Here is a 15,717-nt window from a genome sequence, read left to right as displayed (position 1 = left end):
GACCCCTTTTATCCCCCGGCAGGCCCCGGTGTCGCCGAACGACGCTTCCGTCACCTGAAGCGGTGAACTCCCCCTTATCCCAACGGCACCAGGGTAGGGCACTGCTGATCTCGTACGGGGGGCCCGGCGAGACAGACAGAGGAAAGGCCCACCCCGCCGTGACGCAGCCGTTTCAACTGCCGGATTTCTACGTGCCTTATCCGGCACGACTGAACCCCCACCTGGAGGACGCGAGGGCCCACACCAAGCGATGGGCCCGCGACTTCGGGATGCTGGAAGGTTCCGGCGTCTGGGAGGAGAGCGACCTCGACTCGCACGACTACGCGCTGCTGTGCGCGTACACCCACCCCGACTGCGACAGCGAGGCGCTGTCCCTGGTCACCGACTGGTACGTGTGGGTGTTCTTCTTCGACGACCACTTCCTGGAGATGTACAAGCGCACCCAGGACCGCACCGGCGCCAAGGAGTACCTCGACCGGCTCGCCGCCTTCATGCCGATGGACCTGGCCGAGGGTTTCCCCGAGCCGACCAACCCGGTCGAGGCGGGGCTCGCCGACCTGTGGGCCCGGACGGTGCCGGCGATGTCGATGGACTGGCGGGAACGATTCTCCGAGTCGACCAGGAACCTCCTCAACGAATCGATGTGGGAGCTCGCCAACATCAACATCGGGCGGGTGGCGAACCCGCTCGAATACATCGAGATGCGCCGCAAGGTGGGCGGCGCCCCCTGGTCCGCCGGCCTGATCGAGTACGTCTCGGCCGAGGTCCCGGCGCGCGTCGCGCACTCACGCCCGCTCGGCGTGCTCCGCGACGCCTTCTCCGACGCCGTGCACATCAGGAACGACATCTTCTCCTACCAGCGCGAGGTCGCCGACGAGGGCGAACTCTCCAACGCCGTCCTGGTGTTGGAGACCTTCCTCGGCTGCACCACCCAAGAGGCCGCCGACGCCGCCAACGACCTCCTCACCTCCCGACTCCACCAGTTCGAGCAGACCGCGCTGTCCGAACTCCCCCAGCTCATCGCCGACCACACGCTGAACCCGGCGGAGATCGCGGCCGTCCTCGCGTACGCCAAGGGCCTCCAGGACTGGCAGTCCGGCGGCCACGAGTGGCACATGGCCTCCAGCCGCTACATGAACGAGGAGGCCCGTCCCACCGCCCCGCTCACCCTGCCCTTCCTCCCCTCCGGAGTCGGCACCACGTCCCTGGACCTCCGGTCGATCCTGGCGCCGCGCGCGCTGGACCTGCGCCGCCGGTCCTTCACGCACGTCCCCTTCGAGCCCACGGGCCCGTCCGTCATCCCGGACGTCTACATGCCCTTCAAGCTCTCCCTCAGCCCGCACTACGCGTACGCCCGCGAGGGATCCGTCGCGTGGTCCCGGGACATGGGCCTGCTCGACGCGCAGCCCGGCGACCCCGGCTCCGCGATCTGGAACGAACAGAAACTGCGCGGCTACGACTTCGCGCTCTGCTCGGCCGGCCTCGACCCCGACGCCACCCGCGAAGCGCTGCTGCTCAACGCGTGCTGGCTGACCTGGGGGACGTACGGGGACGACTACTACCCGGTGGCCTTCGCCCAGGCCAAGAACCTCCCGGCGGCCAAGGCGACAACGGCCCGGCTCGTCGCGATGATCCCGGTCGACCACGCCGAGCAGCCCACGCCGCTAACCGCGATGGAGCGCTCCCTGGGTGATCTGTGGGTGCGCACCACGCGGGACATGACCCCCGGGGTCCGGTCGGAATTCCGCACCACGCTCGTGAACATGCTGGCGAGCTGGGTGTGGGAGGTGGAGAACCAGATCCTGGGCCGCATCCCGGACCCGGTGGACTACGCCGAGATGCGCCGCCACACCTTCGGCTCGCACCTGACGATGTACCTGTGCCGGCTCGGCCAGGCGGGCCGGGGCATCCCCGACGAGATCTACGCCTCCGGGACCATCCGCTCGCTGGAGAGCGCGGCCGCCGACGCCGCCTGCCTGATCAACGACGTTTTCTCGTACCAGAAGGAGGTGGAAGTCGAGGGCGAGGTGCACAACTACGTGCTCGTCACCCGGAACTTCTTCGACATCGGCTATCCGCAGGCTCTGCACATCTGCCATTCACTGATGACGCAGCGCATGGAGGAGTTCGAGCACATCGTCGCGAACCAGCTGCCGCTGCTCTACGACGACTGGAAGCTGGACGGGAAGGCGCGGGCCGGACTCGACGCGTATGTGGTCGAGTTGCAGGACTGGCTTGCCGCGATCCTCAACTGGCACCAGAGGACGATTCGTTACCGTGAGGAGGATCTGCACCGGCTCCCGGGCGGGCTGTCCGCGGGCGTCTGGAGCTCCGGCTTCGGCATGTCGGCCACCCGGGTCTCGCTGCCCGGCTGACCTGCCGAACCCGGCGGGGGCGGACCGCTCGCCCGCCCCCGCCGACCAGCCGACCAGCCAGGAGCACCTACCGCGACCCGGGACCGGTCCAGCCAGCCGGAACGTGCCCGAGCCGGACCCGCTGCGGATGGTCGCCGACGGGTACGGACACTCGCTTGGCGCCGGTGGCGAAGTCGATGGCGGTGACCCTGTCGGCGCCGCTCTCGGAGATCACACAGCCGCTGCCGTCCCCGTCGACCGTGGCCCAGTAGGGCTTGTCGGCGGGCACCGGCGGCCCCTCGGTGAGGGTGGCCCGGTCCACGACGGCCGCGTAGTCATCCATGGTTCCCGCGACGCAGAGCTTGGCGCCGTCCGGGCTCATGGACATGCCGTGGTGGCGCGAGTCGTTGACCCAGGTGGTGCGGTCCTTGCTGGTGGCCGGGTTCTGCGGGAATTCCTTGACCCGGGTGATCCGGTCGGTGGCCACGTCGTACTCCACGATCCCGTTGAAGAACGACACCTGGAAGTAGAGCTTCGTCTCGTCGGGGCTGAAGGACATCGGCCGCACGGCGTCGGAGAGGTCCGGCCGCCCGAAGGCGTCCAGCCGCTCGCGCATGTCGATCACGCGGACCGTACGGAACGTCTGCGCGTCGACGACGGTGATCTTCCGGTCGCCCTTCGTCCAGTCCAGCCAGGACGCGTCGAGGGCGGAGGTCACGTCGCCGATGGCGCTGTTCCACAGGTAGCGGCCGTCACGGGTGAAACTGTTCTCGTGGGGCTTGTCGCCGGTGGCGAAGGAGCCGACCTGCCGGCCCGTGGCGATGTCGAGGACGTGCACGGTGTTGGCGGTGGAGGCGGATACCGCGACCCGGGTTCCGTCCGGCGAGACCGCCATGTGGTCGGATCGGTAACCGGCTACGGGGAAGCGCCAGTTGATCCGCCCGGTCCGCACGTCGATCGAGACGACGTCGGCGAAGCTGGGCCGGGAGGCGACGACCGCGGAGCCGTCCGGGGTGGTGTACATGTCGTCCACAAACTGGTCGTGCCCCTCGCCGGCGGTGGCGCGGATGCCCAGAAAGTAGCCGAGCTTCACGGGGTTGAGGTAGATCTCCCGGAGCCGCTCCTCCTTGTCGGGGACCACGTTGATCCGCCCGACCTTGCCGAGATCGCCGGTCGAGGCCAGGACATCGGCGGTCCCCTCCCAGTTGTTCCCGACGAACAGCACCTCCCGCAGGTCGGCGGCGGCGGAGGGGACCGGGGCAGCCCCGAGCGTGGCCGCGGCCAGGGCGCAGCCGGCCGCCATGGCGAGGAGCGTACGTACGGGGGTGCGGGCGCTACGCTTGACGGTCCGGGACATCCGCTCAACTCCGTTGCGGGAAGGCGCTGTTACCGGCCGGTAAAATAGGCGCAAGAGCAAAAGGGCGCAACCCCCAGGGGGATGCGCCCTTTTCTCACACGCTACATCTCACACGCTTCAAGCGACGGAGCCGATCCTGCCGATCAGCGTGTTCGAGGTGTCCGGGTGGATCGGGATGTGCGCGCCGGTGAGGGCGGCGCCGGAGCCGCCGCGCCGGTTGGCGACGATCTCGGCGGCGATGGACAGCGCGGTCTCCTCCGGGGAGCGGGCGCCCAGGTCCAGGCCGATCGGGGAGCGCAGCCGGGCCAGTTCGAGCTCGCTCACGCCGACGTCGCGGAGCCGCTTGTTGCGGTCCTCGTGCGTTCGGCGGGAGCCCATGGCGCCGACGTACGCGACGGGAAGCTTGAGGGCCAGTTCGAGGAGGGGGACATCGAACTTGGCGTCGTGGGTCAGTACGCACAGGACGGTGCGGGCGTCCACGTCCGTGCTCTCCAGGTAGCGGTGCGGCCAGTCGACCACGATCTCGTCCGCCTCGGGGAAACGCTTCTTCGTGGCGAAGACGGGCCGAGCGTCGCACAGTGTCACGTGGTAGCCGAGGAATTTGCCGATCCGCACCAGGGCGGAGGCGAAGTCGATGGCACCGAAGACGATCATCCGCGGGGGCGGGACGCTGGACTCGACCAGCACCTTGAGGGGCTCTCCGCAGAGCCTGCCGTCGGCGCCTATCTCCAGGACCCCGGTCTTGCCGGCGTCCAGCATGGCGCGGGCTTCCTCGGCGATGGCGCGGTCCAGCTCGGGGTGTCCGCCGAAGCCGCCCTCGTACGAGCCGTCGCCGCGGACCTCGCCGGGACCGTCGGCGCGGACCCCGCCGCGGACGAGCACGGCGCGGCCCATGAGCTCGGCCGGACCCTCGGCGATCCGCGCGACCGCCGCCGCCTCCCCACGGGCGGCGGCGGCCAGAGCGGCCGCGAACACCTCCCGCGCGGGAGAGCCCACGGGAACCGGGGTGACCAGGATGTCGATGATGCCGCCGCAGGTCAGACCCACGGCGAAGGCATCGTCGTCGCTGTAGCCGAAGCGCTCCTGGACGGTTTCGCCGTCCTCCAGCGCCTGCTGGCACAGCTCGTACACCGCACCCTCCACGCATCCGCCGGAGACGGAACCGATCGCCGTGCCCTCGCTGTCGACGGCCAGGGCGGCCCCGGGCTGCCTGGGCGCGCTCCCGCCGACCGCCACGACCGTGGCGACGGCGAAGTCACGCCCCTGCTCGACCCACCGGTTCAGTTCGTCGGCGATGTCCAGCATGGGGGCCTCCTCGGAGAGGTTCGGTTTCCAGTATCGGATACGTGGAAGATGCGGCTTTTGTACGGATCGGAATCCGGCCGGGTCAGCTGACGCCGAGCCATCCCTCGATCGGGTGGAGCGCGAAGTAGATCACGAAGATCCCGGTCAGCGCCCACATGAAGGCACCCACCTCGCGGGCCTTGCCCTGCGCGATCTTGATGGCCACGTAGGAGATGACACCGACCGCGACACCAGCGGTGATCTGGTACGTGAACGGCATGATCACGACGGTCAGGAAGACCGGGATCGCGGTCGCGCTGTCGGCCCAGTCCACGTGGCGGGCGTTCTGCATCATCATCGCGCCGATGACGACCAGGGCCGCGGAGGCGACCTCACCCGGGACGATCTGCGTGATCGGGGTGAAGAAGAGGCAGGCGGCGAAGAACAGGCCGGTGACGACGGAGGCGAGGCCTGTGCGGGCTCCCTCACCGACGCCGGTGGCGGACTCGACGAACACGGTCTGGCCGGAGCCGCCCGCGACACCACCGATGGCGCCACCGGCGCCGTCGATGAACAGTGCCTTGGACAGGCCGGGCATGCGGCCCTTGTCGTCGGCGAGCTTGGCCTCGGTGCCGACGCCGATGATGGTGGCCATCGCGTCGAAGAAGCCGGCGAGCACGAGGGTGAAGACGATCATGCCGACCGTCATGACACCGACGTCACCCCAGCCGCCGAACTCGACCTTGCCGAAGAGCGAGAAGTCGGGCATCGAGACGGCGGAGCCGGAGAGCTCCGGCGGGCCGTTCTTCCACGCCTTCGGGTCGATGTCGACCACGGCGTTGAGGATGGCCGCGAGGACGGTTCCGCCGACGATTCCGATCAGGATCGCGCCGCGGATCTTGCGGGCCTGCAGCATGAAGATGGTGAGCAGGGTGACGCAGAAGAGCAGGACGGGCCAGCCGGCGAGCTCGCCGACCGAACCGAGCTGGACCGGAGGGCCGAACTCGGAGCCGTGTCCGACGAAGCCGGCCTTCACGAGGCCGATCAGGGCGACGAACAGGCCGATACCCATGGTGATGGCGTGCTTGAGCGCGAGCGGGATCGCGTTCATGATCATCTCGCGGAGGCCGGTGACGACCAGGAGACAGATCACGACGCCGTACATCACGCACATGCCCATGGCCTGCGGCCAGGTCATCTGGGGGGCGACCTGCGAGGACAGCACACCGGAGACGGAGAGGCCGGCGGCGAGGGCGAGCGGGACCTTGCCCACGAAGCCCATGAGGAGCGTCGTCAGGGCCGCGGCGAAAGCCGTGGCCGTGATCAGGGCCTTCTGGCTCATGGTGTCTCCGGCGACGTCCTTGCCGGAGAGGATCAGCGGGTTGAGCAGGAGGATGTACGCCATGGCCATGAAGGTCGTGACGCCGCCACGAACCTCATTGCCGACGTTTGATCCTCTGTGGGTTATATGGAAATACCGGTCGAGCCAAGAACGTCCGGCGGGGTTCAGAGAGCCGTCGCCGGCCTCTTCCGCGGTGGTCTTGGGCTCCACAGACGACTGGGTCATGGTGCCTAACTCCCAAGGTTCAAAGGGGCACCCGCATGGGGATTGGAGATCGCGGGATTTGGGATGGTGCGTTTGGCTGCACGACCCGGGGTGACGGCCCGAGGCGACGCGATGGTTACTGCGTGTACTGCGGGTATTGCTGATGCAGCTGGTGCTGCTGGTGCTACTGGTGATGCTGTGAGGGGGGATGCAGCGGGCCCTGCCTGTGAAGCCTCCGCGAGCGGTGCGGTTACTTCGTACTCCGGGCGGTGCGACTGGAAGTGTGACGTTCCCGTGTCACGCCGCCCGGAGAGCCTGTGGGGGTCCGGGGGCCTCTCGGCCCCCGGACCACGCCGTCCTAGAGGGTGCCTGTGAGGGCTTCCGGACGGATCGGCGTCTTGTTGATGTCCAGACCGGTCGCCGCCCGGATCGCCGCGATGACGGCCGGGGTGGACGAGAGGGTCGGGGCCTCGCCCATTCCGCGAAGGCCGTAGGGCGCCTTCGGGTCGGCGAGCTCCAGGACGTCGACCGGGATGGTCGGGGTGTCGAGGATGGTCGGGATCAGGTAGTCCGTGAAGGAGGGGTTGCGCACCTTCGCGGTCTTCGGGTCCACGATGATCTCTTCCATGATCGCGACGCCGAGGCCCTGGGTGGTACCACCCTGGATCTGGCCGACCACGGAGAGCATGTTCAGCGCCTTGCCGACGTCCTGCGCGGTCGCCAGCTCGACGACCTTGACGAGGCCGAGCTCGGTGTCCACCTCGACGACCGCGCGGTGCGCGGCGAAGGTGTACTGGACGTGACCGTTGCCCTGGCCGGTGACCAGGTCGAAGGGGACGGTCGGGTGGTGACGGAACTCGAGTTCGAGGTCGATCGCCTCCTCGCCCTCCAGGATGTCGGCGATGTCCGCGAGGACCTCGCCGCCGTCGGTGACGACCTTGCCGCCTTCCAGCAGCAGCTCGGCGGTCGCCCACGCGGGGTGGTAGGAGCCGTTCTTGCGCCGGCCGATCTCCAGGAGGGCCTCCCGGACGGCCTCACAGGTGTTCTTCACGGCGCCACCGGTCATGTACGTCTGCCGGGAGGCGGACGTGGAACCGGCGGAACCGACCTGCGTGTCGGCCGGGTGGATGGTCACCTGCGTGACACCCAGCTCCGTACGGGCGATCTGCGTGTGGACGGTGATGCCGCCCTGGCCGACCTCCGCCATGGCCGTGTGGACCATCGCGACGGGCTCGCCGTTGATGACCTCGAGGCGCACGCGGGCGGTCGAGTAGTCGTCGAAGCCCTCGGAGAAGCCGACGTTCTTGATGCCGACCGCGTAGCCGACGCCGCGGACGACGCCTTCACCGTGGGTGGTGTTCGAGAGGCCACCGGGCAGCGCGCGGACGTCCGCACCCTCGCCGGCCGTCTCCCACTGGCGCTCCGGCGGCAGCGGGCGGGCCTTGACCCGGCGCAGCAGCTCGGCCACGGGCGCCGGGGCGTCCACGACCTGGCCGGTGGGCATGACCGTGCCCATCTCCATGGCGTTCAGCTGGCGGAACTCGACCGGGTCCATACCCAGCTTCGCCGCGAGCTTGTCCATCTGGGCCTCGTACGCGAAGCAGGCCTGGACGGCGCCGAAGCCGCGCATCGCGCCACAGGGCGGGTTGTTCGTGTAGAGCGCGATCGCCTCGATGTCCACGTCCTCCAGGACGTACGGACCCACCGAGAGGGAGGACGCGTTGCCCACGACCGCCGGGGAGGCGGACGCGTACGCGCCGCCGTCCAGGACGATCTTGCACTTCATGTGCGTGAGCTTGCCGTCCTTGGTGGCGCCGTGCTCGTAGTAGAGCTTCGCCGGGTGACGGTGCACGTGACCGAAGAAGGACTCGAACCGGTTGTAGACGATCTTGACCGGCTTGTTCGTGGCCAGGGCCAGGAGGCAGGCGTGGATCTGCATCGAGATGTCCTCGCGGCCACCGAAGGCACCGCCGACGCCGGAGAGCGTCATGCGCACCTTCTCCTCGGGCAGACCGAGGACGGGGGCGATCTGCTTGAGGTCCGAGTGCAGCCACTGGGTGGCGACGTACAGCTCGACACCGCCGTCCTCGGACGGCACGGCCAGACCGGACTCCGGGCCGAGGAAGGCCTGGTCCTGCATGCCGAAGGTGTACTCGCCCTCGACGATGACGTCGGCGCGCTTGCGGGCCTCTTCCACGTTGCCGCGGATGATCGGCTGGCGGTGCACGATGTTCGGGTGCGGGACGTGACCGATGTGGTGGTCGTCGCGGCCCTCGTGGATCAGCGGCGCGCCGGGGGCGAGGGCGGAGGCCTCGTCCGTGACGAGCGGCAGCTCCTTGTAGTCGATCTTGATCTTGGCGGCCGCACGGCGGGCGGTCTCCGGGTGGTCGGCGGCCACGAGGGCGACCGGCTCACCGTGGTGACGTACCCGGCCGTTGGCGAGAACCGGGGTGTCCTGGATCTCCAGGCCGTAGTTCTTCATCTCGGCCGGCAGGTCGTCGTACGTCAGCACCGAGTAGACGCCGGGCATCGCCAGGGCCTCGGAGATGTCAATCGAGACGATCTCGGCGTGGGCCACGGTGCTGCGCAGGGTCTGGCCCCACAGCATGTCCTCGTGCCACATGTCCGAGGAGTACGCGAACTCACCGGTGACCTTGAGGGTGCCGTCCGGACGGAGGATGGACTCGCCGATGCCGCCCTTGTTGTGCTTCTGGGTGACATTGGTGGGCGTACCCGCCGGAACGGTGCGCGTGTTCTGCGCCATGGTCAGACCGCCTCTCCCTGACGGGCGGCCGCGAGGCGGACCGCGTCGAGGATCTTCTCGTAGCCCGTGCAGCGGCAGAGGTTGCCGGACAGGGCCTCACGGATGTCCTGGTCGGACGGGGAGGGGTTCTCCTCCAGCAGGGCGTCGGCCTGGACCAGGAGGCCCGGGGTGCAGAAACCGCACTGCACGGCGCCGGCGTCGATGAACGCCTGCTGGATGTTGGAGAGCTCGACGCCCTCGCCGGTCTGCGAGTCGCCTGCCCGCGAGCGGAGCTCGCTGTTGGGCCCGTGCGCCTGCCACTGCTTGGCCGCGTCCAGGGAGACGCCCTTGCTGCCGCAGCCGCCGCCGGTGCCGCAGGCACCGCCGTGGCCGTGCTCCTCGCGCTGCTTGGCGAACTCCGCCAGGCCCTCGACGGTCACGACGTCGCGACCCTCGACCTGGCCGGCGGCCACCAGGCAGGAACAGACCGGCACGCCGTCGAGGCGCACGGTGCAGGAACCGCACTCGCCCTGCTCACAGGCGTTCTTCGAGCCCGGCAGGCCCAGACGCTCACGCAGGACGTAGAGAAGGGACTCGCCCTCCCAGACGTCGTCCGCTTCCTGATGACGGCCGTTGACAGTGAAATTGACGCGCATGATTACGCAGCCCCTTCAAGCGAGCGGCCGTTGCCGGTACCGCGGTACTGCTCCCAGGTCCAGACGAGCTGGCGGCGAGCCATGATGCCGACCGCGTGACGGCGGTACTTCGCCGTGCCGCGGACGTCGTCGATCGGGTTGGCCGCGCCGGAGGCGAGGTCACCGAACTGCTTGGCGATCGACGGGGTGATGACCTTGCCGGACTCCCAGAAACCGCCCTCTTCCAGCGCGGCGTTCAGGAACTCCTCGGCGGCCTTCGCGCGGATCGGGGTCGGCGCGGCCGATCCGATGCCGGTGCGGACCGTACGGGTCTCCGGGTGCAGTGCCAGACCGAACGCGCAGACCGCGATGACCATCGCGTTGCGGGAGCCGACCTTGGAGTACTGCTGGGGGCCGTCCGCCTTCTTGACGTGGATGGTCTTGATGAGCTCGTCGGCGGCCAGCGCGTTGCGCTTGACGCCGGTGTAGAACTCGTCGATCGGGATCAGGCGAGAGCCGCGTACGGACTCCACCTCGACCTCGGCACCCGCCGCGAGCAGCGCGGGGTGCGAGTCACCGGCCGGCGAGGCGCAACCGAGGTTGCCGCCGACGCCACCGCGGTTACGGATCTGCGGGGACGCGACCGTGTGCGAGGCGAGCGCGAGACCGGGAAGCTCCGTGCGAAGGTTTTCCATGATCTGCGTGTACGGGACGGAGGCGCCCAGACGAACCACGTCCTCGCCGACCTCCCACTCCCGCAGCAGACCGATGCGGTTCAGGTCCAGGAGGTACTCCGGCCGACGGTGGTCGAAGTTGATCTCGACCATCACATCGGTGCCACCCGCAATCGGCACAGCTGTGGGGAACTCGGCCTTAGCGGCGAGCGCCTCCTCCCAGCTGGCGGGGCGAAGGAAGTCCATGAGCGGCTCTCTTCTTCTTCATCGTGTCGTTCACTTCAAGCCAGGAGGCCGTGGGGCCCTCGACTGGTCGTTCACGTGCTGTTAACGCGGTGTGGAGTCAGTACACCGGCCACGCGTCCCCCGGGTGCAGTCACCGAAACCATGAAGGAGTTGGCTGACGGCCTCCCTCGTCTTGTAGATTCGTATGAAAGGCAGGATGCAACGACCTGCCCGATTTCCAACGGCAACATTCGAGACAGATCGGCGGCGACACCATGCGGCTGCGCGCACTGCTGGAAACCGAGGCGCTGGGGCTGCGGCTGCTGGGCGGCGAGGAAGAACTCGACCGGACGGTCCGCGGAGTCATGACGACCGACCTGAGGGATCCCAGCCGGTACCTCACCGGGGGCGAGCTCGTCCTCACCGGCCTGGCCTGGAGGCGAAATTCAGCCGACTCCGAGCCGTTCGTACGAATCCTCGCGAGCGCGGGCGTCGCGGGCCTCGCGGCGGGCGAGGCGGAGCTGGGAGACATCCCGGATGATCTGGTCTCAGCCTGTCGGCGCAATCGGCTGCCGCTGTTCGCTGTAAACGAAGACGTTGCATTCGCCACGATCACCGAGTACGTGGTGCGGCAGGTTTCCGGCGAGCGCGCGGGCGATCTCGCGGCCGTCGTGGACCGCCACCGCCGCCTGATGACCTCGGGTCCCGCGGGCGGTGGTCCCGACGTGGTGCTGGATCTGCTCACCACTGACCTCGATCTGCGCGCCTGGGTGCTCTCCCCCACGGGGCGGCAGATCGCCGGAGCGGGTGAACCGCTGGCGCCGGGCGTGTGCGCGGCATTGGCCAGCGAGCACCTGGCGGCGGTCCGCACCGGACGCAGGGGCCCGCACCGGATCTCCATCCAGGGTATTACCTACTCCCTCTTCCCGATCAGAGGACACGGCCGGGGTCCCGGGCCCGGCACCCGCGATGTCCGCGAGAGCGTGCTGTCGGACTGGATGCTGGCCGTGGAGGCGGACGCGGGCGACTGGCCGGCCGAGCGGCTCGACCTGCTCCAGGGCGTCACCCAGCTGATCGCCGTCGAGCGGGACCGGCGCGACGCGGCCCGCACGGTGCGCCGCCGGCTGGCGCAGGAGGTGCTGGAGCTGGTCCAGACGGGCGCCCCGCCCGCCGAGATCGCCGCCCGCCTGCGGGTGGCCGCGCCGGTGCTGCTGCCCGGCCTGGGCGCGGCCCCGCACTGGCAGGTCGTCGTGGCCCGGGTGGACTGGGAGGGCGGGGACATCCCCGGCGGCCCGGTGGCCCAGTCGCTGCTGGAGGAGATCCTGGTCGACCCGTCCATGTCGGGCCCCGAGCCCTCGGACCGGATCGCCGTAGCCCATGCAGGTGACGAGGCCATCGCCCTCGTACCGCTGCCCGCGCTGGCCGGCGAGGCCGGGGAGGACAAGGGCCCGGATTCGGCCCTGCACGCCGATGCGCTGCTCGCGGCGGTACGGGACCCCCTCGCGGCCGGTCTGGCCGACGACGGCCGGCTCACCCTGGGCGTCAGCGCGGCCGTGCACTCCGCTGAGGGGCTGCGCGGGGCGCTGGAGGAGGCCCGGCACGCCCGCCGGGTCGCCGCCGCCCGCCCGGGCCGGGTCTGCGCGGCGGGCCACCACGAGCTCGCCTCACACGTCCTGCTGCTGCCGTTCGTCCCGGACGACGTCCGCCGGGCGTTCACGGCCCGGCTGCTCGACCCGCTCCGGGACTACGACCGCCGCCACCGCGCGGAGCTGATTCCCACCCTGGAGGCCTTCCTGGACTGCGACGGCTCCTGGACCCGGTGTGCGACGCGGCTGCACCTGCACGTCAACACGCTGCGGTACCGGGTCGGGCGAATCGAGCAGTTGACGTCGCGGGACCTGTCCCGGCTGGAGGACAAGCTCGACTTCTTCCTGGCACTGCGCATGAGCTGAGCCCGGATGTGGTGAGGCGTGACGAGGCGTCCGGACTTTGTGAAAGAGTTCACCCGACCCCTTGGCCGGAGCCGCCGATCCGTGCTCTCATTTCGCCCCAGGGGCTCAACGACGTGTCAACGACGTGCTGCTTGATTGCTTTGGGGAGGGCAATGTGGCGGATACCGCCATGTCCGGTGCCGGATCTACCGGGGGAGACGACCCCCTCCAGCGGGCGATATGGCGGCTGCGCTCGCGCGGCTGTTGGACCGACGCGGCGGCCCTGCTGACGCCGCATGTACACGACGCGGGGGCGGCTGTGCAGCGCACCGCGCTGCTGGTCGAGCGGTGCCTGTTCACCGGGCAGGGCTGGGCCGAGGCGGAGGACGCGCTGCGGATCGCGGAGGCGGTGGCGCACAACGACGACGAGCGGGGCGCGGCGGCGTGCGAGCGGGGGCAGCTGGCGTACGCGGCGACCTTGCTCGGGGTCCGCGACCGCGCCGATGAGGCCCGCTCGGCGCTGGGGCGGGCGGCTGCCCTGCTGGCGCCGGGGTCGCGGACCCGCCCGCTGCTGGATTTCCGGCGGGGGCTGGTCGCGGAGCACCTGGCGGACGCCCCGCAGTCGGCGCGTCCGGCGTACCGGCGGGCACATGCCGGGGCGATGGAGCACGGGGACACCCTGCTGCTGTCCTTCACGTGGCGGCACCTGGCGGCGCTGGCCCTGCGGGACGGGGAGGTGGCCGAGGCCCGCAAGGGGTTCGCGGAGTCCCTCCGCATCCGGGAGGACCTGGGGTTCCTGATCGGTACGGCCCCCGCGCTGGCGGCCCTGGCCGAGGCGGAACCCGAACCGGAGGCCACCCGCCTGCGCGAGGAGGCTCGCCGCCTGTTCCATCTCCTGGGCGGCATCCCCACCTGGCTGGCGGACCAACTCCACCCAGCTCCAGCCACCTGACCAGCGTTGCCGGGCCCGGCCCCCGGGCCCGGCCCGGTCCCGCGCCTCAATCGCCGGCGGGGCTGAACGGACCTGGGGCTCCGCCCCAGACCCCGCGCCTCAAACGCCGGCGGGGCTGGATTTGCCTGCGGAGCGGGGTACCGGAGGGTTAGGCGGTGTCCGGCGGATCAGGGTCGGACAGCCCCTACGCGGGGTTGCCGGCGAAGTGTTCGCGGACCAGGGATTCGACGACCGGGAGGTCGCGGGCGATCAGGGCCTCCAGGAGCGCCGAGTGTTCCGCCGCGTCCGCGATGAGGTCCGCGCGGCGGATACGGGCGGCGCCCGGCAGGGGCCACTGCGCCCGGCGGTGGAGTTCCTCCGCGACCTGGACCAGCTGGTCGTTGCCGGCCAGGGCGAGGACCTGGCCGTGGAAGGACCGGTCTGCGTCCGCGTACCGCGGGAGGTCGCCGGCCGCCGCCGCCTCGGCCGTTGCGGCCGCGGCCGGCCGCAGGGACTCGAAGGCGGACACCGGGACGGTACGGGCCAGCCTCAGCATCACCGGGACTTCGAGCAGCGCCCGTACCTCGGCCAGCTCCGCCAGCTCCCGCGCCGTCCGGGTCAGCACCCGGAAGCCCCGGTTCGGGAGGCATTCCACCGCCCCCTCCAGCGCCAGCTGCTGCATCGCCTCGCGGACGGGCGTCGCGGACACCCCGAAACGCTCTCCCAGCGCGGGGCCGGAGTAGATCTCCCCGGGCGCCAGATCCCCGTCGACCAGCGCCGCGCGCAGCGCGTCCAGGACCTGCCCGCGCACCGAATGGCGCAACACCTTCTGCTGCGCCGGAATCAGCGGCTGCGCCGGCACCCTGGCGTGGGCCGGTTCGTGCATCGGTCCTCCTCCAGGGTCTCGACCTGTTCCGAGAATAGGTGACACGGGCGGGCCGGTGGCGAGGATGGCGCGGGGGCGAGGTCACAGATCAGTGCAGATCACGGAAGGTCTAGTAAGGTAAGGCTAACCTGTTAACGATCGCGCGATTCGGTGGTCCCCCCATGACCGTCACGGCCGTCAGCACCCTCGACGCCGCCCCGCCCCTCCAGCCCATGGCGGACGCCTACACGCGGCTCGCCGAGGCCTACACCGGGCTACGGGTCACCGAGCACTCCGCGCACGAACCCGCCCCCCGCGGCGCCGGTTGGATCGGCGCGGACGAACTCGCGGCGGGCGGGGCCGCCCTGGACGGCTTCCTCGACTGGGACGAAGCGCAGGTCCTGCGGGACTACGGCCGCCCGGCCCGGCCCGACGTGGTCGCCGGCTTCGGGCTGCACCGGTACGCGTGGCCCGCCTGCCTGCTGATCACCGTCCCCTGGTTCCTGCACCGGCGGGTGCCCCGGCTCCCGGCCAGCAACGTGGCCTTCCACCGGGCCCACGGCCGGATGGCCGTGCGTGTCGACACCTTCGCCTGCCTGCCGGACGACCCGGCGGCCGCTCTCCCCGGGGCCCGGGTCGTGCCCGACGAGGAGGCGCTGCGGGCCGAGGTGCGGGCCGCGGTGGCCCAGCACCTCGAACCCGTGCTGGAAGGTTTCGGCCCGCGCATGCGGCGCGGCCGCCGGGCCCTGTGGGCCATGGTGACCGACGAGGTCGTGGAGAGCCTCTGGTACGTCGGCCACCTGCTCGGCGAGGAGCAGGAGCACCGGGCCATGGCCGAGCTGGAGGCGCTGCTGCCCGGCTCGACCGCCCCGTACACCGGCGGCGCGGGCTTCCGTACGCTCACCGGCCCGAACGGTGAGGCGCTGCCCACCCGGGACCGGGCCGGCTGCTGCCTCTTCTACACGATCCGCCCGGACGACACCTGCGCCACCTGCCCCCGTACCTGCGACGCGGACCGCGTCGCCCGCCTCACGGCAGCCGCCGACTGAACCCACCCGTCGGAGTGATCGCAAATCGAACCCAGCCCAGCGCGTACGAGCGGGAGTTCGAGCCACAACGCCCTATCCGACGGGCCCCGCCCCCCGTTGGCGTCCTCTTGACCCGAAACCCGC

The 15,717-nt window shown here is 70.4% G+C and carries 11 protein-coding genes; 4 read left to right on the top strand and 7 right to left on the bottom strand.

The genetic code is table 11. From position 1 onward, the window contains the following. Positions 1–158 precede the first annotated feature (158 nt). A complete protein-coding gene (locus J7I97_RS21745; RefSeq protein WP_214937403.1) occupies positions 159–2,375 on the top strand; it encodes a germacradienol/geosmin synthase in 2,217 nt (738 codons plus the stop codon). Positions 2,376–2,442: 67 nt separating this feature from the next. On the opposite strand, the gene J7I97_RS21740 is transcribed toward J7I97_RS21745, so the two are convergent. The 6 genes from J7I97_RS21740 to J7I97_RS21715 all read right to left on the bottom strand — a co-directional run bounded on the left by J7I97_RS21740 (position 2,443) and on the right by J7I97_RS21715 (position 10,839). After that, positions 2,443–3,711 carry a YncE family protein gene (locus J7I97_RS21740; protein ID WP_214937401.1) on the bottom strand — a complete coding sequence of 423 codons (1,269 nt, stop codon included), beginning with the start codon at positions 3,709–3,711 and terminating at the stop codon, positions 2,443–2,445. Between the two features lie 117 nt (positions 3,712–3,828). After that, the gene (locus tag J7I97_RS21735) at positions 3,829–5,016 is read right to left on the bottom strand and encodes an XdhC family protein (RefSeq protein WP_214937398.1); all 1,188 of its coding nucleotides are present in this window, start codon (positions 5,014–5,016) and stop codon (positions 3,829–3,831) included. Between the two features lie 82 nt (positions 5,017–5,098). Then, positions 5,099–6,562 carry an NCS2 family permease gene (locus J7I97_RS21730; protein ID WP_214937395.1) on the bottom strand — a complete coding sequence of 488 codons (1,464 nt, stop codon included), beginning with the start codon at positions 6,560–6,562 and terminating at the stop codon, positions 5,099–5,101. 337 nt (positions 6,563–6,899) lie between these two features. Further along, positions 6,900–9,305: a xanthine dehydrogenase subunit D gene (gene pucD / locus J7I97_RS21725; protein ID WP_214937393.1), complete on the bottom strand. Its 2,406-nt coding sequence runs from the start codon at positions 9,303–9,305 to the stop codon at positions 6,900–6,902. A 2-nt stretch (positions 9,306–9,307) separates the two neighbouring features. Next, complete coding sequence (locus tag J7I97_RS21720; RefSeq protein WP_214937391.1) at positions 9,308–9,940, bottom strand: (2Fe-2S)-binding protein; 633 nt, start codon at positions 9,938–9,940, stop codon at positions 9,308–9,310. Positions 9,941–9,942: 2 nt separating this feature from the next. Beyond that, positions 9,943–10,839, bottom strand: coding sequence for a xanthine dehydrogenase family protein subunit M (locus tag J7I97_RS21715; protein ID WP_214937389.1), 897 nt, complete (start codon positions 10,837–10,839; stop codon positions 9,943–9,945). Positions 10,840–11,093: 254 nt separating this feature from the next. Between J7I97_RS21715 and J7I97_RS21710 the strand changes: the two genes are divergently transcribed. After that, on the top strand, positions 11,094–12,770 hold the full coding sequence (locus J7I97_RS21710; RefSeq protein WP_214937387.1) for a PucR family transcriptional regulator ligand-binding domain-containing protein: 1,677 nt from the start codon (positions 11,094–11,096) through the stop codon (positions 12,768–12,770). A 154-nt stretch (positions 12,771–12,924) separates the two neighbouring features. Then, a complete protein-coding gene (locus J7I97_RS21705) occupies positions 12,925–13,701 on the top strand; it encodes a hypothetical protein (RefSeq protein WP_308363565.1) in 777 nt (258 codons plus the stop codon). Positions 13,702–13,885: 184 nt separating this feature from the next. Here the strand turns inward: J7I97_RS21705 and J7I97_RS21700 are convergent, their stop codons facing one another. Then, entirely contained in the window at positions 13,886–14,566 is a 681-nt protein-coding gene (locus J7I97_RS21700; RefSeq protein ID WP_214937385.1) for a GntR family transcriptional regulator, read from the bottom strand. Positions 14,567–14,727: 161 nt separating this feature from the next. Here J7I97_RS21700 and J7I97_RS21695 point away from each other — a divergent pair, with 161 nt between their 5' ends. Continuing rightward, the gene (locus J7I97_RS21695; RefSeq protein ID WP_214937383.1) at positions 14,728–15,594 is read left to right on the top strand and encodes a (2Fe-2S)-binding protein; all 867 of its coding nucleotides are present in this window, start codon (positions 14,728–14,730) and stop codon (positions 15,592–15,594) included. Positions 15,595–15,717 lie beyond the last annotated feature (123 nt).

This window comes from Streptomyces sp. ISL-87, assembly GCF_018614095.1.
In the GTDB taxonomy this organism is placed as follows: domain Bacteria; phylum Actinomycetota; class Actinomycetes; order Streptomycetales; family Streptomycetaceae; genus Streptomyces.
The sequence above is the reverse complement of the archived record's forward strand: the minus strand, read 5'-3'. Positions and strand labels throughout refer to the sequence as shown.